At 33.2% G+C, this 23,542-nt stretch carries 22 protein-coding genes and 1 tRNA gene; 5 read left to right on the top strand and 18 right to left on the bottom strand.

Going from position 1 to position 23,542, the window contains the following annotated elements:
* The 5 genes from HPY60_05795 to HPY60_05775 all read right to left on the bottom strand — a co-directional run bounded on the left by HPY60_05795 (position 1) and on the right by HPY60_05775 (position 2,853).
* Positions 1–582: a class I SAM-dependent methyltransferase gene (locus HPY60_05795; GenBank protein NPV50693.1), complete on the bottom strand. Its 582-nt coding sequence runs from the start codon at positions 580–582 to the stop codon at positions 1–3.
* A 91-nt stretch (positions 583–673) separates the two neighbouring features.
* Positions 674–946 carry a hypothetical protein gene (locus HPY60_05790; protein NPV50692.1) on the bottom strand — a complete coding sequence of 91 codons (273 nt, stop codon included), beginning with the start codon at positions 944–946 and terminating at the stop codon, positions 674–676.
* Between the two features lie 4 nt (positions 947–950).
* Complete coding sequence (locus HPY60_05785) at positions 951–1,712, bottom strand: slipin family protein (protein ID NPV50691.1); 762 nt, start codon at positions 1,710–1,712, stop codon at positions 951–953.
* A 91-nt stretch (positions 1,713–1,803) separates the two neighbouring features.
* The gene (locus tag HPY60_05780; GenBank protein NPV50690.1) at positions 1,804–2,316 is read right to left on the bottom strand and encodes a universal stress protein; all 513 of its coding nucleotides are present in this window, start codon (positions 2,314–2,316) and stop codon (positions 1,804–1,806) included.
* Between the two features lie 117 nt (positions 2,317–2,433).
* The gene (locus HPY60_05775) at positions 2,434–2,853 is read right to left on the bottom strand and encodes an archease (GenBank protein NPV50689.1); all 420 of its coding nucleotides are present in this window, start codon (positions 2,851–2,853) and stop codon (positions 2,434–2,436) included.
* Between the two features lie 53 nt (positions 2,854–2,906).
* On the opposite strand from HPY60_05775, the gene HPY60_05770 reads away from it, so the two are divergent.
* On the top strand, positions 2,907–3,848 hold the full coding sequence (locus HPY60_05770; GenBank protein ID NPV50688.1) for a hypothetical protein: 942 nt from the start codon (positions 2,907–2,909) through the stop codon (positions 3,846–3,848).
* On the opposite strand, the gene pyk is transcribed toward HPY60_05770, so the two are convergent.
* Positions 3,837–5,237, bottom strand: coding sequence for a pyruvate kinase (gene pyk / locus HPY60_05765; GenBank protein ID NPV50687.1), 1,401 nt, complete (start codon positions 5,235–5,237; stop codon positions 3,837–3,839). The genes HPY60_05770 and pyk overlap by 12 nt on opposite strands.
* Before the next feature lie 2 nt (positions 5,238–5,239).
* Entirely contained in the window at positions 5,240–5,740 is a 501-nt protein-coding gene (locus tag HPY60_05760; protein ID NPV50686.1) for a hypothetical protein, read from the bottom strand.
* 122 nt (positions 5,741–5,862) lie between these two features.
* Here HPY60_05760 and HPY60_05755 point away from each other — a divergent pair.
* A tRNA-Leu gene (locus HPY60_05755) sits at positions 5,863–5,947 on the top strand.
* A 285-nt stretch (positions 5,948–6,232) separates the two neighbouring features.
* Positions 6,233–9,139 (top strand): hypothetical protein, encoded by a 2,907-nt coding sequence (locus tag HPY60_05750; GenBank protein NPV50685.1) that lies wholly within the window; start codon positions 6,233–6,235, stop codon positions 9,137–9,139.
* A 235-nt stretch (positions 9,140–9,374) separates the two neighbouring features.
* Here HPY60_05750 and HPY60_05745 read toward each other — a convergent pair whose 3' ends face one another.
* The 7 genes from HPY60_05745 to HPY60_05715 all read right to left on the bottom strand — a co-directional run bounded on the left by HPY60_05745 (position 9,375) and on the right by HPY60_05715 (position 18,338).
* Positions 9,375–10,967, bottom strand: coding sequence for a hypothetical protein (locus HPY60_05745; GenBank protein ID NPV50684.1), 1,593 nt, complete (start codon positions 10,965–10,967; stop codon positions 9,375–9,377).
* 118 nt (positions 10,968–11,085) lie between these two features.
* Complete coding sequence (locus HPY60_05740; protein NPV50683.1) at positions 11,086–11,292, bottom strand: hypothetical protein; 207 nt, start codon at positions 11,290–11,292, stop codon at positions 11,086–11,088.
* 120 nt (positions 11,293–11,412) lie between these two features.
* The gene (locus HPY60_05735; protein ID NPV50682.1) at positions 11,413–11,679 is read right to left on the bottom strand and encodes a M48 family metallopeptidase; all 267 of its coding nucleotides are present in this window, start codon (positions 11,677–11,679) and stop codon (positions 11,413–11,415) included.
* Positions 11,666–14,572, bottom strand: a complete 2,907-nt coding sequence (locus HPY60_05730) for an HsdR family type I site-specific deoxyribonuclease (protein ID NPV50681.1) — start codon at positions 14,570–14,572, stop codon at positions 11,666–11,668. Before HPY60_05730 ends, HPY60_05735 begins: the two co-directional genes overlap by 14 nt.
* Positions 14,569–15,852 (bottom strand): hypothetical protein, encoded by a 1,284-nt coding sequence (locus tag HPY60_05725; GenBank protein ID NPV50680.1) that lies wholly within the window; start codon positions 15,850–15,852, stop codon positions 14,569–14,571. Before HPY60_05725 ends, HPY60_05730 begins: the two co-directional genes overlap by 4 nt.
* Positions 15,853–17,364 (bottom strand): SAM-dependent DNA methyltransferase, encoded by a 1,512-nt coding sequence (locus tag HPY60_05720; GenBank protein NPV50679.1) that lies wholly within the window; start codon positions 17,362–17,364, stop codon positions 15,853–15,855.
* Positions 17,365–17,399: 35 nt separating this feature from the next.
* A complete protein-coding gene (locus tag HPY60_05715; GenBank protein NPV50678.1) occupies positions 17,400–18,338 on the bottom strand; it encodes a hypothetical protein in 939 nt (312 codons plus the stop codon).
* 144 nt (positions 18,339–18,482) lie between these two features.
* Between HPY60_05715 and HPY60_05710 the strand changes: the two genes are divergently transcribed.
* Together HPY60_05710 and HPY60_05705 are read left to right on the top strand one after the other, a co-directional pair.
* The gene (locus HPY60_05710) at positions 18,483–18,905 is read left to right on the top strand and encodes a hypothetical protein (GenBank protein ID NPV50677.1); all 423 of its coding nucleotides are present in this window, start codon (positions 18,483–18,485) and stop codon (positions 18,903–18,905) included.
* A gap of 49 nt (positions 18,906–18,954) precedes the next feature.
* Positions 18,955–19,347 carry a hypothetical protein gene (locus HPY60_05705; GenBank protein NPV50676.1) on the top strand — a complete coding sequence of 131 codons (393 nt, stop codon included), beginning with the start codon at positions 18,955–18,957 and terminating at the stop codon, positions 19,345–19,347.
* 54 nt (positions 19,348–19,401) lie between these two features.
* Here the strand turns inward: HPY60_05705 and HPY60_05700 are convergent, their stop codons facing one another.
* The 4 genes from HPY60_05700 to HPY60_05685 form a co-directional block, all read right to left on the bottom strand.
* Positions 19,402–20,673, bottom strand: a complete 1,272-nt coding sequence (locus tag HPY60_05700) for a hypothetical protein (GenBank protein ID NPV50675.1) — start codon at positions 20,671–20,673, stop codon at positions 19,402–19,404.
* Entirely contained in the window at positions 20,666–21,586 is a 921-nt protein-coding gene (locus tag HPY60_05695; GenBank protein ID NPV50674.1) for an AAA domain-containing protein, read from the bottom strand. Before HPY60_05695 ends, HPY60_05700 begins: the two co-directional genes overlap by 8 nt.
* A 28-nt stretch (positions 21,587–21,614) precedes the next feature.
* Positions 21,615–22,418: a hypothetical protein gene (locus HPY60_05690; protein NPV50673.1), complete on the bottom strand. Its 804-nt coding sequence runs from the start codon at positions 22,416–22,418 to the stop codon at positions 21,615–21,617.
* Positions 22,419–22,459: 41 nt separating this feature from the next.
* Positions 22,460–23,542, bottom strand: a 1,083-nt coding sequence (locus tag HPY60_05685; GenBank protein ID NPV50672.1) for an EVE domain-containing protein, incomplete at its 5' end; no start/stop codon positions are given.

Raw genomic sequence — 23,542 nt, 5'->3', positions numbered from 1 at the left:
CTATTTTATTTCCAATTCATATATTACTGGTTTAAATACTAAATATTTATTTAGAAATCTAACATTTAAAATTTTTAATCCAAGATTATTAAATAAAATTCTCCATTCTGAATCTTTTCTGTTCGAATTGATTCCATTTAATTCAAGATTGATTAAACCATCTACAAATTTAGTTATTAATTTATCAATTCTATTAGTATATATATCTTCTAAAATTATTATTCTATTCTTAGTTACCCTCATTACTTCCTTAATTAATTCTTTTTGATGATTAGTATGATGCAAGACTGTTAATATCATACTAAGCTCAAAGGTATTGTCAGCAAAAGGCATTTTTTTACCATCATATACCACAGGCGTAATCCCTTCTACAATACTAGTATTTTTAATATCTAGGGCCACAACATTGAAATCCCTTTCTTCAAGAATCTCTAATACATTACAACTACCACAACCAACATCTAAAATTATTTCTTCTTTCTTAAGAAATTCTTCAAGAGAAAGGTATAGTATTTCTGCTCTTTTTCTTGCAAACTTGTATATGATTTTTTTTAGGAATTGATTTTTGTTATAATATTTCATTGCCTCTCAATGATTCTTTATCATTTCTTATTTTTAAATATTAGTGTCTCAAAAAATGAATCTTTTGCTAACCCAAAAAATAAAAAATAAATTAAATAATTTTTTTAAAGAATTCCGTCTTTGCTCCACCAAATTGGTTTGGCCAAAATACACCTTCATTCTGGCCTATTCCAAATATATCGTATGAAACGTCGCATCCTGGGAAATCCTTCTTCCCTTTATATTCTACAACTTCCCCTAACTTCAATTCTTTAGTGATTGTCTTAAATTCTGACACGCAATTAGTTTCTGTCCAGGATATTGAACTGCCTTCTTTGATAATAAGGTATTTCATTCCAACTTCAAATTCCATTGAAATCGACATTAGATTATTTTTTCTGTTCTTTTTTATTTTGTAGGAATTCCATCATTTCTTCAGGGAACGGAAAGACTATTGTAGAGTTTTTCTCAGAAGCTATTTCCGCTAAAGTTTGATACAATCTTAACTTTAATGCGGCTGGTGATTTGTCTATTATGTCTCCCGCATTTGCCAATCTTTGTGCAGCCTGTTCTTCCGCTTCTGCGAGAATTATTCTTGCCCTTCTATCTCTTTCAGCTTCTGCTTGGTGTGCCATCGCCCTTTTCATATTGTCTGGAAGTTCTATATCTTTTATTTTTACATCAGTTACCTTTATTCCCCAGGGATCTGTTTCAATATCAACAATTGTTCTTATTTTTTCACCAATTTCTTCTCTCTTGGCAAGGATTGTATCTAAATCTGATTTTCCTGCCATATCTCTTAGGGCAGATTGTGAAAGCTGAGAAATGGCAAATTTGTACTGTTCGACTTCTAGTATGGCTTTGTCGGCATTTGTTACTTTAAAGAATACTACTCCATTTACCTTCATTGGAACATTGTCCTTAGATATTACTTCTTGAGCGGGGATATCAACTGTAACTACCCTTAGATCCACTTTCTCTATTCTATCTACTATTGGAATTATCCATTTTAACCCAGGTTGAAGGATTCCAACAAATTTCCCTAATCTAAATTTCACAGCCCTTTCGTACTGTTTTATCACGCGTATACCTGCTAAAATATATAGCAATATAGCAGCTACTGGAGCTAATAATATTGGATTAATCATCATAATTAATTAGACTTTCAAATATATAATTTTAACTGAAATAATTTATATATATTTTTAAATAAAAAAGATATTTATAAAAAATAAACTTATTCTAAGGAACAACAGTAACTCTGCAATGGGCGTATCTTGCCACATCTTCTGCAACATGCCCAATAAGTAATCTCCTTAATCCTGTCAGCCCGGTTTTACCGACAACTATGACATCTGCTTTATCATCTTCAGCTTCTTGGACTATAGTATCTACAACTTTCCCCATTTTCATAACTGTCTTTGGTTTAATTCCTTTGCCTTCAGCGTATTTTGCCATCTCTTTCAGTACGTTGCTTCCCCTCTTACACAGTGGTTCATCCATCCTACAGGCAAGCTGTTCTTCAAAGAATGGAGAGTATCTTTTTATATCTTCTGTACCTTTTATTTTGTCTTCCCATTCGGGTAAGTAATGATCCATAGCTTCATATGTTAGGCCTAATTGTTCTACGTCTACTACATAGAGTAGTGTGACCTGTGCTCCAAACTTGTTTGCTATCCAACTTGCATACTCTAAAGCTTTTTCCGCAGCTTTAGACCCATCTACGGGAACTAATATTTTATTTATTTCAGACATAATATCGCCATTTATTTATTGTTTTTCTTCTATATAAATATTTCGATTATTTTAAAATTTCTAATAATCTTTTCCAAAATCAATATACAAATTATTAAATTATGTATGATATTATTGTCATATATCAAGAACAAATTGTGAATAGAAATCTCCATTTATTTTTTCTAACTTAAACAAAGAATATGTGATAGCTTTTACGTCCATTTCTAAATTTTTCCCAATGAAATGGTCCCCAAAGACCCTTGCATTAAGTGATTTCCCTTCCTTGGAAATTTCAACTTCAAAAGATGAAAAAAGAATTCCCTCACTATCTCTTATTATTAGTAGCTCAGTAAGCCAATTAATTAATAAGGATGGTAGATCGTTCCCTGTGACAATGAGTTTTTTTTCTATTATTTTTTTCATTAAATTAGGATTTATCATTAAGCTCGTAACTGCAATGGCGGCATTTTCAAATAATTCATCAATGTCTTTACCCCAAACTCTAACGCCAATATCTGCCGTAACTTCAAAGAAATCAAATTTATAGCCATTCATCATATAACTTATAAGAATAAAGCTTTTAAAATATCCTATTAACTATTTATTATATGAGAAAACTCTATGCCATAGTATTTATAAGTTTTTTAACATTTGGCGTTTTTTCACTCAATGGCATAACTGCGCCAAATGAGAAAATGAAAATCTATTTTGAGAAAGAACCTTCATTTTATGCAGGAGATAGTGGGGAATTTACTCTAGTTTTTGACAACACAAGTAACAGCATTCTAAAAAACGTAAATATTTATGTAAAAGATGAATATTTTGAATTTGTTAAAAATAAATTTATTTATTGTGAAATACAACCAGGCGAAAAGAAAGTTGAAAAAATTCAGTATACTGTAAGAGCAATAGACCCTGGAACATACCCCTTAAAAGTAACAACACAATACTCCTATCAAGTTTTCTGTTCTGGATTACAGTGTGACTATACCTCTGAAGGATTCTTACAAGAAGTTCCATTTAAAGTTGATGGAGTAAGGACTCCAATTATTGATTTAAAAGTAAGAAGTTTTGAGATAAAGGAAACGCCTTATACTTTACCAATCTTCATTGTTAATAGGGGGGCAGCGGTGAAGAGTTCCTCTATGATATTAGAATATGATAAATCAAAATTTAGTTTTGAGTATACTGAGGATGTTGGGGCAATTACATCCTTAACAAAAAAAGACGTTATAGTAACTAAAATACCAGAAGTTCCAGGAGATTATTCAATCTATCTAAATTTAGAAATAAAAGATATAAATAATAAATCAGCATATCTTAAGTTTCCAATAAAATTAGCAGTGAAGAATGTAGAAGTTGTCGAATTGGATAATACTCCAAATGAAATAATAACTGAAACTAATACTACGGAAGTTATGACTGAACAAACAACTTCAACTCAAAAATCCCAAAAGTCTTTTTATATGATGGTGCAGGAAACTGTATTAGTCTTGGCTTTATTTGGTTTGATAGCAACTTTTTCCTTGATGTTATTATCAAGAAGATAGGACTTCTCCTATTTCCCTTATTTCTAATAAGTTAGTCCTTTGTTTTTTTGTATTACTAACACCAGCAGTAAAAATAAAAAGGTCATTATCTTTTAATCCTTCATTTTTCAAATATTTGGCAGCATGAAAAACGGCTTCTGAAATTCCACCCTTTTCCCTGTCTATGTAAACTTCATTTATCCCCCATACTACTGAAAGCTTTCTAGCAGTAGCTGCATTGTTTGTCATACCGTAAGTTGGAACTGATAGTTTATGTCGAGACACCATACATGCAGTATAGCCAGATCTTGTTGAAGTAACGATTGCCTTGACATCTGATAATAATACGGCTTTAGCGACAAGGGAAGATATTACATCTGCAACCCTTTTAGAAGGGCCATATTCTGATCTCGGTTTAAGTTCCTTTTCAGTTTCAATTGCTACCTTAACCATCATTTCTACACTTTCTATAGGATATTTCCCAATAGCAGTTTCACCTGATAACATAACTGCGTCCGCTCCACTATAAATTGCACTTGCTATGTCCTCTACTTCAGCTCTCGTCGGCCTTGGATTTTCTATCATTGAGTTTAGCATCTGGGTTGCAACAATCACCGGTCTGCCTTTTATATTGCATTTCTCGATTATAGATCTTTGTACGCTTGGAATTTTAGAAAGATCAATTTCAACCCCTAAATCCCCTCTTGCAACCATTATGCCTTCTGAATATTCAATTAACTCATCTATATTCTTGATTCCAAAGCTAGACTCTATTTTAGAGATTATCCACTGTTCACCATCATTTTCTTTTATTATCTCTCTTGCCTTGATTATGTCCTCTTTAGTCGATGCAAATGATAACGCTATGAAATCAACTTCATTTTTAACCCCAAATTTGATGTCAACTAATTCATTTTGAGTAACAGCAGAAGGGCAATATTCATCTCCTGGAATATTTATACTTACTTTTTGTCTTAGATTGCCTTCATTTAAAGCTTTAAGATGAATATCTTTTTCTTCAATCCCAACAACTGAAAAAATCAAAGTACCATCATCAACTAGAACTTTATCGTTAGGTTTTAAGAATTTAGATATATCGTTCTGTAATGGAATTATGTCCTTTCCATGATTAATAGAAAAGATATATTCTTGTCCAGTGTTGATGTGAATTGTGTTATTAAATTCCCCCACCCTTATATCTGGACCTTTGGTATCTAATAAGATCCCAATTTTTTTGTTAGTATCTTCAGATACCTCTTTTAATGTCTTGATTACTTTTAGATGTTCAGAGTGGGTACCGTGAGAGAAGTTTAATCTTGCTACATCCATTCCTGAAGCAATAAGATTGTTTATCATCTCATAGTTTGAAACGCTGGGGCCTATTGTGCATACAATCTTCGTTTTCTTCAAATTCAGAATTCCTCCCAAGCAATGTCGAATTCGATTTCTAGATTCATTATTTTATCAATAACTGACTTCAGTGTCATATCCTTTGATTCGTCAGAAATATTCATTAAAAATCCTAAATTTCCTTTATTAATAAGAATTGGAGTTATTTTATCGATACTAATCTTTTTACCAAGAATATCTTTTTCAGGAAAACTATCGGGATCAATTTTAATTTTTGTTATCAATATTGAACCTTTGTCCTCTGTTATGCCTTTGATTTTTTCTTTTAATCTTTTTTCTATTTCGGATATTGATATATTCCTATGTTGCCTACAATAGTGAACTGAATGGATTGTATATATATTTTTTTCACCAGTATATTCTAAAAAACCAATACTACTATCACCAATATCACTGCCCTTGTGTCCTGGAAAACTACAATTCTTTGCTTCAAGTGGATCGATAGAGAATACTTTCATTACTCCAAGAATATCTTTTGCCCTATCGGCCATTAAATGTTCCATTTGTTACACCTTAAAAATAATTATTAAATTAGTATAAAAGTTTCACTGTATTTGATTGACGTATGGATTATCGTTACATTTATAAGGGATTTCAAAATATATGGCTTGGATTTAATAAATAAGCGGGGGTTGCCGAGCCTGGTCAAAGGTGCAGGGCTTAGGACCCTGTGATGTAGGTCTTCCTGGGTTCAAATCCCAGCTCCCGCACTTCTTTATAAAACAAATGCGTATTGATATTAGGCCATTTTTACCATATTTTAATTAATAGGATAGATTTTCTAAAATAAAGTCTAATTATAATCTATTTGGCCTTAAAATTAGGGCCAAATTCCATAATAAGGATATTTTTAATATAATTATTATTTGAAATACAACTATGCCGAGATAAGGATAATCAAAGGCTCAAAAATATTTTAGCCATGTTTTCAACGGATACTAATTTTAGGGCCAAACTCCTAATAATCACTAAGGCCTCGGGTAAGGTGGCCTGATATGTTACTGTTCTCTTATTGGGAGAAGAGTGGAACTGTTAAGCATGAAGATATAATTCATGATATCTACTATGATGACACAGACATCCAAGAATATCTAGAGTACACAAGTAATTATCCAGTTTCTCATACTTGTTTAGACTATCCCATGATAACTAATGAAGATAGAGAAAAAAAATTTCTTGAAGATCTTAGGGCGTGTGCAAAGGATAAGCGTTTTCAATATCTTGACCTAAACAATGCCGTACTTGTATATGAGAATCTAGATGCCCTAAATTTAGGGCCAAAAACACCGATGGAAAGATTATTCTTTCTTAAGGGATTTCACTTGGCCATGCTAGAAAGTTTTGATATAGCTTCAAACGGGCAGCAGCCAACTTCTATCGAACTAGTCACTTTAGATTGGGAGATAAATCAGCTTGCAAGAGTAAGTATTATCCTCTTAGAACTAATCTACGAAAAAATATTCACGCCGGTACTAAAGATTGTACACAAAGATGGAGATGGGTGGCATCATGTCCATAGGACAATTTCAAAAGATAAGGCCGTTGATTTTTTGTTCAGGAATTCTCCAATAATTTATAGAAATCAGAAAGTACCAAAAACTATCCTGACCCTATCACTTAGGTTAAACTATCCTCTAATTGATGAACTGGCCCAAAAAATATATCTTAAGGAAGTTGTATTCTTGAAGGATGCACCTAGCTTTTATGGAGATGATCTAAAAGTTTATGGACCTTATAAACAAGGAGATATTGGAAAGATACCAAAAAGAACCTACGAGATTCTTATCGAAAATGCAGTCGTAAAAGATGCAGTTTCCGGTCCAAAGACACTAATGGATTGGGCTTTGACCTATTATGATGCAGGATTAAACATTTTGCCTCTAGTGCCCCGTGATAAATTCCCAATTATCAAATGGGAAAGGTATGAGAAAGAGAGGGCAAGAAGGGAGGATGTCATTTCTTGGTGGACAAAACAACCTGAAGCAAATATTGGGATTATAACTGGAGAAATAAATGATTTAGTAGTAGTCGATGTGGACGGAGAGCAGGGTAAAAGATCATTAGAAATACTGTACAACAAGGAAATGCCATTAACAGCAGTAACAAAGTCAACAAGAGGAAAACACTACTATTTTAAAAACACAGACAGATGGGGCAGTCATATTGGGATATATCCTGATATCGACATAAGAGGCGAAGGGGGCCTTATAGTAGCACCCCCAAGCATACACCCTAGCGGAAAAGAGTATAGGTGGATTAATCACATACTTGAAACAGAAATAGCTGAGATGCCTAATGAGCTAGTTGAAGCCTTCAAGGAGAAGCTTAGAAGTAAGCCAAATATATTCGAAGGCAAGATAAAGCAGGGTGAGAGAAACAAGGCTTTAACATCAATATCTGGAAGTTTAAGAAACATCGGCCTTGATCCAGAGCATGTCAGAGCTACACTCCTAGCAATAAACCAAGTTAGAATGCAAGAGCCTTTGCCAGAAAAAGAGGTATCGAAAATAACTACAGATTTTCAAAAGAGTTTTTTCACTTTGAGTGATATGGGAAATGCAGAGCGCATGGTGAAATATTATGGCGAAACTATAAGGTATTGCAGCCCTCTTGGACGATGGTACATATGGAACGGGGAGAGATGGGAAGAAGACTCCATAAAAAAGATTAAGCTCATAGCTATGGAAGTTGCAAGATTTATTTTTTCTGAGGCTTCTATGGAGCCGTACCTAGAAAATCAGAGAAAGTTATCCAACTGGGCGTTGACATCTCAGATGGAGCCAAGATTAAATGCAATGGTAAACGCTACAATGGCTATGGTGCCTATAACTCCAGATGATCTTGATAAAGATCTGTTTCTTCTAAATGTTCGAAATGGAACAATCAATCTAAAGACAATGGAGTTTGATGAAACACATTCTAAAGATAGCTATATCACAAAAATTGTCGATGTAGTCTATGATTCTGAGGCAAAATGTCCTTTGTGGGAGAATTTCCTTCATGAAATTTTTGAAGGAGATATGGAACTAATTTCTTACATCCAGGAGCTAGTTGGATACAGCCTCACAGGAGATACAAGTGAGCAAATACTTATCTTTCTTTATGGTGGGGGCCAAAACGGGAAATCTACCTTTATGAATGTTCTAAAAGGCTTACTTGATGATTATGCAAAGCAGACTGACTTTTCAACTTTTACAGTTAGAAAGAACGATTCTGGTCCTAGAAATGACCTTGCAAGGCTCAAAGGATCTAGGCTTGTGAGCACGATAGAAATTGAGGAGGGAAAGCAGCTTGCAGAAAGCCTTGTTAAACAGGTAACTGGTGAGGATACGATTAAGGCCAGATTCTTGTATTCCGAAGATTTTGAGTTTCTGCCAAACTTCAAGGTCTGGCTAGTTGCCAATAATAAGCCGATAATCAAGGGTGGTGACTATGCGATATGGAGGAGGATTAGACTCATACCGTTTAATGTTAAAATTCCTGAAGAAAAGAAGGACAAGGAACTTGGTAAAAAACTAAAGGCGGAGCTCCCAGGCATTTTGAACTGGGCACTTGAAGGATGCAGAAGATGGCAATCTGAAGGACTAAAAACTCCAAAGTCAGTAGAACTTGCAACAAAAGAATATGAGGAAGAGATGGATCCAATAAAGGAGTTTTTGGAAGATATTTGCACAACAGAAACTCTAGGAAAAACAAAGACTGGAGAGCTTTACCAGATCTATGAAGAGTATTGCGGCTTTGTAAAAATAAATCCAATTCCAAACAGAGTATTTGGAAGAAGACTTGCCCAGATAGGAATCAAAAGATCAAGAGATCACAACGGCAGATACTATGATGGAATTGAAATTGATAATGATAAACTTGAAAGGATGAGGGATAGCTTTAGGCCAAATTTATATTAATCAAATAAAGTGACATATGTGACATCAATGACACTATTTTCAGGAAACTTTTATTATTCGCCCTATTATAGGGGCTTTTATTGTTTTTAATATTTGGATGACACGTTTGACACGGAATATGATGAACGTATTTTTGATATTGATTTTCCTATTGTATTAAAAATCATTATTTTCAAATATATTAAGATATAGAATAAACTAAATATATTGAGATATTTAAAATATACTGAAAAAATCATTCAAAATCTTGTGTACGCCTAGAATAATGAGTTATGGAGTCTAAGACCTCTTTGATTTCTTTTTTATTTTTGGATAAATTCATTAATTTCACACAACAATCAGTCAGTATTATTTTTATCTCAGGATTATTGCCCAAATGCTCTTTAGCAATCATTTTTAGTTCATCAATGTATATTTCATGTCCCTTTTCTACCGACATAATAAGAGAATCACAATATTTTTTGATTATAATTGGTAATATGTCGTTAATATCTACTTTTATTCCTCTAAACAAGTATGAAGGACCGTGAGGTGCTTTATAGAAATAAAAAAATCCTAAGTTCATGTTATTTTTTAAACATTCTATATGGATAATCCTTAAACTATCTATTATTTTTTCTACTAAATCTATTCTCAAATCGCCTTTTTTATTCGTAATAACACTGCGAAGTAATTCTGTTAAATTAGATTTAGCCATTATAATTATTTCCATTTTGTTATCATCTGAGGATCTAATGGACAAGTTTTCATAATGTTTCAATAAATCTATAAATATATCATAAATTTCTTTTTGTCTAAAAAGAGCTTCACTTTGGGGCATTTTATCAATATTTTTTAATAAATTAATCATATATTTTCTTAGAAAAACATCGTATCGATTAATAAGATATAATCCTTCTTTTATTATTTTAAAACCTGCATCTTTGAAATTATCGGTAAATGAAAAAATTAGAGTGGTATATTTTTCCGTTAGTTTTATTTTCAAGATTTGTTGAAAACACGAGTTTATTTCTCCTAGGTAAACCATAATCATATGGTCATTATTATTTTTCTTTACTTCTGCCCAAATTAAACGATCAATTTTGATAAAATAAGTATCAAAGTCATTCATTTTTTGAAATCTATCGATACTATCTGAATCATCACATATCTCAATTTTGTCTATGGATTCTATTATATCTCTATATTTAGCATATAGACATTCTATTGATTTTTCAAATGCTTTTAAATCATTATTATCTACAGCTTTAAGTATGATTTCTTCAAGTTCATTGAATATATCGTTTTTAATTATCTCGTTGGTATATTTTGTAGGAATTTTATTAGAAACCCAGTTTACCACATCTGTAATTCTAAAGTTATTTGTCATAAAAAATAAATATGAAACTACATAAACTAAAGACCACAGTAGTGCTAGGAAGGATATATAATAAGTAAATTTACTATTTGATAGGTCGGTCATTGAAAAAATCGTTATTCCTAAGATAGAAATACAATATGTTAATAAAAGACCAACAATGTAACTTCGTCTAATGTATGATTTTATTATTAGTGGGGTTATATATTTCGAGATGTTTTGCACTAGAAGGATAGTCAAGGATATTGAAATTGCAAAAATAGTTGCTAATATCTGGACTATTGTATTTAGAATTTCTTTGTTAGTATTAATATTTAAAAGTAGATTTAGAAAAAAAACTGGTAAAATCATTATTAAAATTGAACCTATAAACAATATTCCATACTCTAACTTATCTCTAAATAAGTAATCAATAAATCTCTTAAAAAAAGAAATATCTTCTTTATTATTAGTATTATTTGAAGTAGACATAAATATCTTAAAAAATCTTATTATATAATTTTTATGGGCATAAACTTAATTTATCATTTTTCTCTTATAAATAAGGCAATTAATTTCTGAGATTATGATAATAGTTTGTAATAATCTGTTATAGGCCTAAATATCTTCTAAAATTATAGAATAGCCACACAGGTATACCTATTCCTAAACAAAGATAAGAATATGGTCTAAAAAAATCTGCTACTCCATATTGGCCCAATCCAATGGCGGCTCCAGATAGAATAACTAATAGAAATCCTACCCCTATTATTAATCCTAATATACTATTCGGTGTCCAATTAATTCTTAATGGCATTATATTATTATGCCCTTTTCCCTATATATAAGAATATGGAAAAAAATAGGGAAAATAGGGAAAAGATAGTGTAAACATGGAAAATAATAAGTGTAAAGGTACGATATAAAGTATTTATTGCTACTCTTTCTTCTTATAGGCCTTTAATGTTGTCTTAAACATCCTGCCATGTGTTGGATATCTAAGATGCAATAATTCATGGATAATAATTTCTCTCCTAATATCTTTAGGCTTTGATAAAAGTGATAAATCAAAAGTGAGCCTTCCATTAATCGAGCAACTTGCAAGTTTTCTTGTCATAGTCCTAAACTGAATGGACTTAGGCGTGACTTCAAGTTCTTTTGCAATCTCTCCTACCTCTATCTTGAAATCCTCACGTGTTATCATTTGGTACACCTTTTAGAAGGTTCATAGTTTCCTTTGCAAGGCTATTTAGCTCCTTTGGATCTTCTATGCCTCCATGGATTAGCATCTGATATATCGCTTTTCTTATCTCCCTCTCATGTTGTTCGCTTTCCTTCCATGAAGGGTATTTTTCAAATGTATCTTTTAACTCCCAAGAGAGCTTTTCAGCATTATTTATTTTTTTATCCCTAAGTATCCAGTAAACAGAGAATATTTCAAGTGGCATCTTTAGTTTTTCCTTCTCTTCTTCTGCCTTTTCTATCTCTTCTGTAAGTCTCAATAACCCATCAAGAGTCTCTTTTGTTTCCGTTTGTCTTTCAAGATAGTGGGAGACTATCTCCTCTGCCTTCTGCCCAATAGAAAGAAGGTATGGAGAGCCTTGAACATTTTTTCCAATGAATAAATCAAGAGATTTGTAAGTGTTAAAAATCTTAATCTTATCTGGTCTCTTTTCCTTTTTTATCTTTTCAATAGTATCACTATTGATTTCATATATATCAAATCCGCCCCTTACATCGCTAGAAGAAGTGTTGGCTTGGACAAGCTCCATCGTTTTCCTAGAAATCTCTTTATCAATTGGCACATGAGGCTCGTACATCTCTCTAACAATCTCATAAATTCGTGTGAGCTCTATCATGTCCTGGATAAATGGCCTTAAAAATGAGTCTGGGGATAGTATTTCATATGATGTTTCAAGCTCCTTATACTCTTTGTAGAAGGATTCTCTTGCATTCTTATCAAGAAAATGATCTATTATTGCTTCAGTCTTTTTATCCCCTGACAAACCTTTCCCAATTAATAGATATTTTTCACTGAGCTCTTTGTGCAATTTAATAAAGTGGTCTTTTATCGTTTTTATGTCATGAACTGCTCCAGTAATGTCCGTCTCATCAAATGCTAGAGCTTTCTTTAGATTTGAGAAGATCCCAACGAAATCCAAAACAAATCCGGACCTTTTTTTCTTTCCATTTTTGTCCTCATAAGGCCTATTGACTCTCGCTATAGCCTGCAGCAAAACATGATCCCTCATCGGTTTATCTAGGTACATGCAGTAAAGGATAGGTGCATCAAAACCTGTCAAAAGCTTTTCAGTCACAATCAATATCTTTGGTAGCTTTTCAGATGATCTAAATGACTTTCTTATCTCTTTTTCCTCTGTTGTGCTGAGGTGGTATCTTGATAGCTCTTCACTATCGTTTTGCGCAGGGCTATAAACTACGCTAGAATATTCTTTTGGGAGATATTTATCTAAGGCAGATTTGTATAAGGCGCATGCTTCTCTATCAACTCCAACAAGAAATGCCTTGTACCCCATAGGCTCTATGTAGTCTTTGTAGTGCATGGCAACATACTTTGCAATTTCATCTATTCTTTGAGGAGATTTCATCATTGTTTTTAGAGTGACGGCCCTCTCCAAGATCTTATTAAGCTGATCTATATCGCTTAACCCTTCAGCCTCCTTTAGATCAAGAAACTCTTTTTCAAGAACTTCCCTATCTACGAGGAGTTTATTTGGGGCCAAAGTATAGTTTAATGGCACAGTCGTGCCATCATCTATTGATTCTGCTATGCCGTATTTATCGAGGTAACCTTTTGGTAGATCATCTTTTCCAAATGTAATAAATGTACTTGACCCGTGAGACGTTCTATCAATTGGAGTTCCAGTAAATCCAAGATAAGTTGCATTGGGAAGGGCTCCCATCAGATAGTTTCCAAGCTTTCCGCCTGTAGTCCTGTGTGCTTCATCCACCAAAACAAAGATATTGCCTCGTTTGTTTATGTTTTCTGGCATACCCTCAAATTTGTGGATCATCGAAACTATTAGACCTCTTCTGTCTTCAGATAATAAGCGCCTTAAATGATCCTTGCTTTCTGCAACTTCCAAGTAATCTATACCTATAGATGAGAGATTTCCAAAAAGTTGTGATTCAAGCTCATTTCTATCTACAAGCATTAAAACAGTTGGATTTTGAAGCCCTTGATTTTCTAACAGTGCTTTAGCAGTTAGGATCATTGTGTATGTTTTACCTGATCCCTGAGTGTGCCAGATGAGACCACGCTTTTTATTTGGGTCAGAGACTCTTTCAACTAGCTTTGAAACTGCCCTCATCTGGTGTGGCCTCATGACAACTTTCTTTAGCTCGTCATCAGATCTTGAAAATAAAATGAAGTCAGAAATTACTTTGGAAATATGGGCCCTATCAATAAATGCCTTAACAATCTCTTCAAAGTTTCCTTTCTTTTCGTCTTTCCAGTTAAGAAGACCTTTTTCAGAGATATTCCATGTAGGGCTGTAAAAATACCTGATAAGATGAGTAAGTGAATATATTTGGAGGATTGCCATAAGTTCTGGCCCTTCTCTGTGGTATCTTTTAATCTGCTTAAACGCTTTAGTAATTCCTTCCTTAACATAAGGGCCTTTTGCCTCGATAATCACGACTGGAAAGCCGTTTATGAAAAGGATGATGTCGGGCCTTATTCTATACTTGCCATTTGTATATTCATACTCTTCTGTGATGTGAAACTTATTGTTATTGATATCTTTAGTATCTATAAACTTGATATTTTTCTCACGTTTTTCTTCCTGAACAAATACAGTCTTTAGTCCTTTCAAATGTTCCCAGGCGTTTAGATTTCCTTCAATTGTTGGCTGAAGCTGCTCTAGCTTTCTTATTAGCTCCCTAGCATTTTCTCTTGTGATAGAATCGGGATTAAGTTTGATAAGCTGATCAATAAAAATATCTCTTAAGATCATACCAGACTTACCATTTCTAAGGGCTTCTGCTTCTTCTGGAGCTAAGTATTCCCATCCAGACTCTACTGCATATTTTATGAATGGCCTCTGAACAGATGGCCTTTCAGCCCCAGTTGTCAGGCTACCTCCCCCCCTACTCTAATCTTTCCAGTCATCAGATCATTTAACATAGACTGGAACAGCTTTTCTAAGGCTTTGGCCTTATTTTCTTCTGCTTTTATTTTACGATCAATTTCTGAAAGGATATCAGCTATTTGTTTCTGGATTGGAAGAGGTGGAAGTGGAATAATGAAATTACTTAATCTAGAACGTGACAGATTTGGTATTGTAGTTTTATTACCCTCCTCAGAGTATAATCCTCTCATTAACATCCCAAATTGCATCCAATACATATAAAATTCTGATTTTATTTTCAGGCCATTTTTTACCCTTAATCGGTGTAAATGATTTTGATGGCAACACTCAGATATTTGTTCGTTCCACATTGCTGTTCTACCAATGTCCCCTCCTTCACAAATGAGCAAATCTTTAGATTTTAAAATAAGAGATTGTAGCTGTTTTTCAGAAAAATACATACTATCCAAGATAGACAAATCAATTTTGCCCCAGAAAACATTTGAAGTTCTTAAAAAAGGCCTTAAGTATTTGCCTGGACTTGACTCGCGACAAAGTGTAATGCCTTGTTGTATTTCAAATATATCCCCAAGTCTAACAATCTCCCAATCATCAGGTATTAGCCCTACCTCACTTTCCTTTATTTTTACATTTTCTGCTTCACTTACCGATACTGGGCCATAAGTAAAAAGATGATTCATCAGAGATTTCTTGAGTTCTTTTGTAGAATTGATTACAGCTTCATTTTTCTCTATGCTTTCTTGAACTGTAGAAAGCACATTGGCTATTGCTATTTGTTCAGGGAGTGGAGGAAGTGGAATTGAAAGATGTTTTAATTTAGACCATGAAGTCCGTGGGTGATTAACTCCCGTCATGGTCTTTATGGCATATCTAATAAAAAAATCATGATGGATAAAATAAGCTAAGAATATATTATCGATAATATTAGTATTCGGCTTTAATACAACTATATCTGTTGAGCAGATGCCTTTCCTATCACATATAACTGACTTGTCTAAATATGGCCTTAATTTGCCATATAAAATATCTCCTTTATAAAAAATATTTTTAGTGCTTTTAACTTCAGAAGAGTTTCCCCAATTATTCATTTTTATTTGACTTGGAATAATATGTTCTAATCCAACATATATTCCATTTAATGAATATTTGGGGAGTATCGTTTCATTTCTTATAGATGCTATTTCTTCTAATCTCACAACTTCCCATTCTTTAGGTAAAGGTCCAATTTCAGTTTCTTTGAAATCTTGAGAAATTATTCTTTCCATCTATTCAAGCCCCAGCTTATCCAATACCTCTCTAAGTTTTTTATCAGCCTCTTGCCTTTCTTCCTCTGCTTCACTAACGAGGACATAAGCATCTTCTACGGATAAGGCCTCATTTCCGTTTGATTTTGAAACATATCTTGAAGGGCTTAGATTGTAGTCATTTTTTATTGCCTCTTCCTTAGTTATGATCTTACTAACTCCTTCCTCTTCAACCCAGTTATGGTATATATTTGAAAGAAAGGGAACATACGTAGTTTCATCAATAAAGTTTTTTGGTCTTCCTTTTGAGAACTTATCTGAAGCATTAATTAGTAAAATCTCATTTGGTCTTTTCTTTTTTCTATTCATTACAAGGATTATACCTGGGGCGCTTGTGTTATAGAATAAATTGTCTGGGAGAAGGAATACCGCTTCGACTAAGTCCCTATCAATAAACTCTTTTCTTATGTCTCGCTCTCTATTTCTTCCCTGATTTCCGCTACCTCTAGAAACTGCACCTGTATCAAGGACAACGGCCATTTTTCCTTTTTCGTTTAATGAGGAATACATGTGCTGTATCCATCCCCAGTCTGCGCTACTTGTTGGAGGAAATCCAAGGCTAAATCTTTCAAATGGATCGTTTTCATAGGTAGGTTGATCAAACTTCTGATTCCACATTGGATTTGCTGTTACTATGTCAAAGGTATCAAGAGACCCATCAGAAGTTGTAAAGGCAGGGTTGTGCATAGTATCTCCAAGAGATATGTCTGCTTCCATGTCATGAATAAAGACATTCATTTTTGCCATTGCAAATGTAGAAGGAAGTATCTCTTGCCCATAAAATCTTAAAGTTTTTGATTCATCATTTTTGGCCTTAAATTTAAGATAGCATTTGATTAGAAGTCCGCCTGATCCGCAACATGGGTCATATACCCTCACATCTGGCTCTGGGTCAAGTATATGGGCCATAAGGACCCCCACTTCTCGTGGCGTATAGAACTCTCCTGCACTCTGACCACTGCCCTCTGCAAATTTTCTCAAGAGATATTCGTATGCCCTTCCAAGGATATCTGGCTCAACATCTTTTAGGCCAAGCCGATGCCTTCCTAGCACATCTATTAGTGACTTAAGCTTGTCTTCACTTATGACACGCTGGCCTGCAGCAGTTTCATTGAAATCCTTTGAGTCTATAACACCTTGAAGTTTTGGATTCTCTCTTGCAATTGCCTTTACTGCAGTTGTAAGATTTTCACCGACGTCTGTTGTTAGCTTAGAAATATAATCCCATCTAGCTTCCTTTGGAAGATAAAATCTAACAAGCCCGTGATCTTCTTCAATTAATTTTAGGGCCAGTTCTTTATTGCCATAGCTTTCAACGAGCTTATTAACTTCATCATCAAAAACATCAGATAATCTCTTTAGAAAAATTATGGGTAGAATGAAATCTTTGAATTTTGGAGCATCTATTTCTCCTCTGATCTTACATGCTGCTTCCCAGAGCCAGTTTTCAAGTGTTTTTATGTCTAAGGCCAATGTATCACTCCATAAACTCAAAATCAGGTAGATTATTAATGTTTCTTTTTTATTAGTTTAATAAGTGCATCTAAAATATAGACTTTATCATATTTTTCATTGTAAACATCACTCTTGGCTAGATCAATTGTAACTCTGTTCAAGAAATCCTTAAAATCAATATTTTCTTCTGCCAGTTTATTGATTGCATCCCAATCCAAGTCTGTATTAAATCTTGGTTGAAAAAGTATTTCGCTATCGTCAGGTGATTCGATGTCTATTTTAATCACACCGATACCAAATGACATTGATAATCTTTTAAGTTCTGATAAAAAATCTGGGTCTTCATCAATTTCAGCTGCAACTAGATATCCATTGTTTGCCCAAGAAGAATTGGAAACTGTTTGAAAAAATGCTTCTCTTAAATTAGAGAAATTTAATTCTCTTTTCAGCTCAAAAGAATAAAATCTCACATAAGGTGTACCTATGGCTTTTGACAAGTCCACTACTTCTTTCTTCCATTCTCCTAAAGGCAGATAGACTCCAACTATATCAGGGTGTAGCCATTGTGCGTACTTTTGTTTAGTTGATTTCTCATGGTAGATAGTTTTGGTATAGATCCTATAATAAGTATGGACAAAATATGTAAGAAAAGGGTGCAATTCTCTTTCTGTAAAAGCGAGTTTTTTTTCAGTTTCTTTGATAAATCCTATTGGTTTATTATCTAATTCTTCTATTTCCTTTTGACTAAGGTTAGCTCTCAGATTAAACGTTTGAGGACTTGTGCCCATTTTAATAAATGGGGTATTTTCATCATTTTTCATACTTACATATATTTGAGCGCCCATAGTTCTCCATGGAGTCCTGCCTTTTGTTAGAACAAGAGAAGCGTATCCTTTTTCATCTCCTATCTTCCATATCTCTTCAGCAGTCAACGCTTTATTTTCTTCAAATAGTACTTTCTTAGCAAGTTCAAGAAAAGTCAATTTTTCCATTTGTCTCACCTAGAAAATTAATTGTATATATACAAATCGTATTTCACACTTATAAGAATATGGAAAAAAATAGGGAAAATAGGGAAAAATAATTCTTTTCCAGATAGTATTAAAAACACACACTATGAATGTAAAGGGATTGCTATGACACGAGTGGAAGAATCAGTGCCAGTTACAAAAGAGAACATAGACAATATTCTAAAATACCTTCCGCTCTTTGAAGACAATAGAAATAAATTCTTCATTGAGGCACCACAGGATAAACCCGGTGTTCTTGTGCTGCCTTTTTACCTCTTAACAGGCATTGGGCTAAAATTCTACGAGGATCTTTACAAAGAAGGATTTGTAACTAATTTCAGGTGGATGGACTGGATTGCAGAAGCAGGGGAATATTCTGCTAGTGATGAGAAGCTCTCTAGGGCAGATCTAAAGGATATCCGAAGACTCCTTACAATAATAGTAAGACAGGACAGATTCTGCGAGGGCCTGCTTGAAGAGACTATAGAAAGCGGCTTGGTGCTGAAGATCCTCAGGAGATTAAAGGAAATAAGAGATGAGATGGATTAGAACTTTATTGTTCAATTAAGAATAAATAGTATAATCACTGAAGGTAAGTATGGGCTGTTCTTATAATGTGATATGCAAAAAATGCGGTGCAGAATACAGGATATCTTCAGGAGGGGGATTTACTTTTCACAAGCTGCACTGCGATCGATGTGGGATGGAAAAAGATATATTCTTTATGGAACTTGGCGACCTTCACAATGGATACCTCAAGGGATTAAAAGTACCCTATTGTATGGCTACCGCTAAACATGACAAATTCGTGCAAGAAAACTATACAGGGGAAGTAATATATAAAGAGCAGTACCACAGAGAAATTGAAAAGTATGCGGGCAACTGCGAATGCGGCGGAAAGTATAAATTTAACGCTCCCACAAGGTGCCCAAAATGCGGGGCTGCCGAATCTGAGCCTGCTCTTGATGAGGGCATTATAATGTATGATTGAAAGTAAGTGCTCCAATAAAATCTGGCCCTAAAATTAATGCTTCTTGATTCCCTTTCACTCTTGTTCTTTTAGGCAATCTAAAATAATTTCTTTTATCTGAGCTTTTATATTTTGTATGTATTCTCCAAACTCCATATCTTTTTCAATATGTAAATCTACAGTTCTTGTGTATAAGATTATATTTTTCCCATATGGAGTAGTAATATCTCTCCTCAAAATAAGTTTCTTATCGATATCACTTTCTGTTTGCGGATAAATAAGACAAGCTGCTTTAGCGTTAGGGATTGCAAGACAATATGATATAATTTGGTAATAGTCAGCATTCTTATCCTCTCGTTTGTACTTTGTGTCGAGGATCAATGGATAGTTGTCCCTGCCTTTTCTTAGTACTAAGTCTGGCCTTGTCAATATTTTTCTTTCTTTGACAAGGCTGGAAAAACTTGCTTGGCTTGTTATAGAATAATCAGAAAATTCCTTTTTTACCACATCTTTTACAATCTCAGTGATGAAATCTTCATAAACTTTATTCATATTCACAATGAAATTAAATCCTCTAGACTCTCCCTTATGTATAGATCTAATGAACTTCTCTTCTAAAATCAATTTTGAAAACTGTATTATTGCAGAATAATAATCATTTAGTCTATTAAAACAGATACTATCACAGTCTAACGGAGAAACGTTAGTTAAATCTACTATATCCTTTAGAATAAATTCATATCGTATAAGTTCAGATTTTAAGGGCTGATTAAACCTAATTAACGGAGTCAATAAATTTAGACTTCTCAAAACAATCTGATTTTCTAAATTGTTAAATGTCAAATCATCATAAATACATGAAAAATTGGGCCTACTATCAATGTGATTTTTCATCTGGCCCTTAATAGAAAGTTTTCCTTTTAGATAGTTTAGATTTTCGTGTTTTTCAACATAACTTTTTAGAAGGCCTTTTTCTACTATCGCTTCTAATTCATTTAAAAAAAGTCTTCCGATAATATCAAAGAAATTTACCCCTTCTTTTATTTCGATAGATATCTCAGGATCCATTAGTAGTTCTTCTTCAGATTTTAAGAAGCTCAGCATGTAAAAAAGATTTGTTTTTACTTTTGTAGAAAAGTGGAGTCTGACGTTTTGAAGTTGGATTATGCCAGAATAAGAGGTATTCTTAATGCAAACTTTTTTTTCTTTATTAAAAAATAAATCATATGGCAATTTATTTTTATATTTGAAGAAATCGCTTTCTAAGTAGTCCCAGTCTCTAGACACATCAAAGTTTTCTATTTCTTTTTGCCTATACTCTTCAATTGTAACTATTTCGTCACTCATTTTTACCAGATTCTATAATCTCCTTCAAGAAACTCTTTAGATCTTCGCTAGAAGAAAACTCTTTTATTCCATCGACTTTATTGATCCAATTATTGGATTCTTCTCTGAGCAATAGATCGCTTATCTTCTCATAGTTTCCATAGCAGTACTCTTCTAGAAGTGGGAGTATTTCATTTTGCCATACTCTAATTATATCATTTGTTTCCTTAATTGTGAAAAAATAAGAATGCCCTATTTGTTTATCTCTGCCAACAGTTCTTTCTTCACATATTCTTTTGTTGATTATTTTTACACATGCTATAGAATCAGTAACTAAATCATAAACTCCATCCTCAAATTCATCTTTTTTTTCTTCCACATATTTTGTAACTAATTCAAAGTCAGGCATTAATTCCTTAAATCCAAATCTTCTCCTAAGGGCAACATCAATTAGAGCAATACTTCTATCCGCAGTATTCATCGTTCCAATTATGTATAGATTTGGTGGAACTCCAAATAGATCATTTGAATAAGGCAGTTTAACAACAAGGGTATTATCTGATCCAAGTCTTTTGTCACTTTCTAAAAGAGTTATTAATTCACCAAAAATTTTGGATATGTCTCCCCTATTTATTTCATCTATAATAAGAAGATATTTTTTCGCATTTTCAAAGTCTATTTCTTTGCCAGATTCAATTTTTGTTTGATAATCGCCAAATACTTCATTCCATGTAGAATTTATTTTTAGATCATATCCTATGGCGCTAGCCAAAGCTCTTTTACACATTTCTTTGAAAATACCTGCTTTCAGTTTGTATTGTATTTTTTCTGTTGGAACGCCCTCTTTTTCTGTATGGGCAGTTATTCCCTCCATAAACTCTTCATATGAGTATGAGGGATGAAATGTAATAAATTCAATCTGCCCATTTTTCATATATTCATCAAATTTTCCATTTACATTATCACTCACTGTTATCACCTCTTTCAATAAAATTAAGTGCATATTCTCTTGCAAAATAAGTTTTACCTGTACCGGGTGGACCATATAAAATAATTTGTTTTTTCTTTTCTAATAGTTCCCAAAAATTATTGGTCGGGCCTTCAAGCCCTATTGTATTAATCAGATGATTTAGAAATGAACCTATCTTATAGCTACTCCATGAACTAAAAAATTCTATACTTTTTATTTTATTTACTAATCTATGATTTGAATTTATTGGATGATTTGGATCAAATTCAAAATCAAAAAATTCACAGGCTTTTTTAACTCTTTTAGGTGACATTGTGGTAGTTATCTTTTCAGAGTTGTACATAAAAATAATTTTAGATTTTACTATTGAAGATAGGATTTCAAGTTCATCGATAGCGATAAAATTGTCTTGTTTTGAGTAATCCAATATTTTTACTAGTGAATCCCTAACTTTATTGAATTCTAATTTCGCCTGATTATAGTCAACATTTAATTTTTTGCCAACCATATACATTTGCTTTGGAAATAGTTTGTCATTAGTATAGATATAAAATTTTGAAGCTATATTACCTTTGATACTGACACCAGGAAGTTCTTTGAATTCAAGTAAATATGAAAATGTATCCTTATTTTTATTTCCGAGAACATATTCTTCTAAGGTAAGATTTTTTATTTTTTCATAATTAAACTTAGCAGTAAACTCTTCAATTCCATTTTTAGCCTTATTAGGATTATAGAAAGGCGGGGGGTTCTTTTCAAAATCCTTGGCTTTTTCAATAATATTATTAATGTTCATATTATACCCTACTCTTAACATATTTAACACATAAAATTATTTCACGTATTTTTTGATATAAATTCAATTGCATACTCCCTAGCCTTGTAGGTCTTACCAGTACCGGGCGGGCCATACAGGATGATTTGCTTCTTTGACTGGAGTAATTGGACAACTCCCGTAACTCCTAAATTCTTATCAAATGTGTAACTAGTTAGTTTATCATATTCCTCTTTAGATAGTTCTACTAAAGTAGTTCCGAATTTCCCTTGAAAAGGGACATCAACTTCTCCAGTCCAGGTAAATCTTACTTTCTTTCTATGTTTGTATTCACTTGCCGCTTGTTCAAAATAGTAATCTCCAATTACTTCTCCAATTCCAATAATTTTGCTTTTCCCTTTATTGATGACTAATTTGTCACCTACTTTAATTTCTTTTAAAAACTGCCATAATTTACTTGTTTGTGTCTCCTGAAGACTATCTCCAAAATTGTAATTTTTTAGGATTTGAAATAACTCTTCTTTGGATTTGACATTAGAAAGATTAGGGGTATTTTTCCAGCCCACTGCCACATATTCTCCACTTTTCATCCCAGGCCAAAGTCTTGCATTTTCTCCAGGTGCAATTTGCCAATAACTAACTAACAAATTGTTAAGAATTTTAGAACCCAGATTTGTAAAATCTCCAGTTTCATTTAAGATTCCAAGATATACTAAAAAATTCTTCATTGCAGGGATGTGGGAATGATCATCAGATTTAAAGTTAACATCTAAAGCTAGTAAGTAGTCTAATATTTCTCTGTTGTTCTTTAGATTTTTAGAAAAGGCTATGATGGTATTCTTAATAAAAAGTTCATTATTCTCTAAGTAATCTATTAACTTTAAACATTGCTCTATTGCAGATTCATCTGGCTGATTTTTTTTATCTGAGATTTTAGGTATAGTTAATGCATTTTCAGTTGGCCTTAGATCATTGAAATTATTTCTTGTGATAAGACCGCATCGAGTGAGCTCATAAATCATTTGTTTTATTCCTTGCAGACTTCTATCATATCCCGTCTTATTAAAAAGGTCCAGCAGTCCGTTATCGTCCTTAATATACTTATTTTGAATGATAATATCCAATGCGACGTGTGTATTAGTATT

It is taken from the genome of Methanofastidiosum sp. (assembly GCA_013178285.1).
Lineage (GTDB): Archaea > Methanobacteriota_B > Thermococci > Methanofastidiosales > Methanofastidiosaceae > Methanofastidiosum.
The sequence above is the reverse complement of the archived record's forward strand: the minus strand, read 5'-3'. Positions and strand labels throughout refer to the sequence as shown.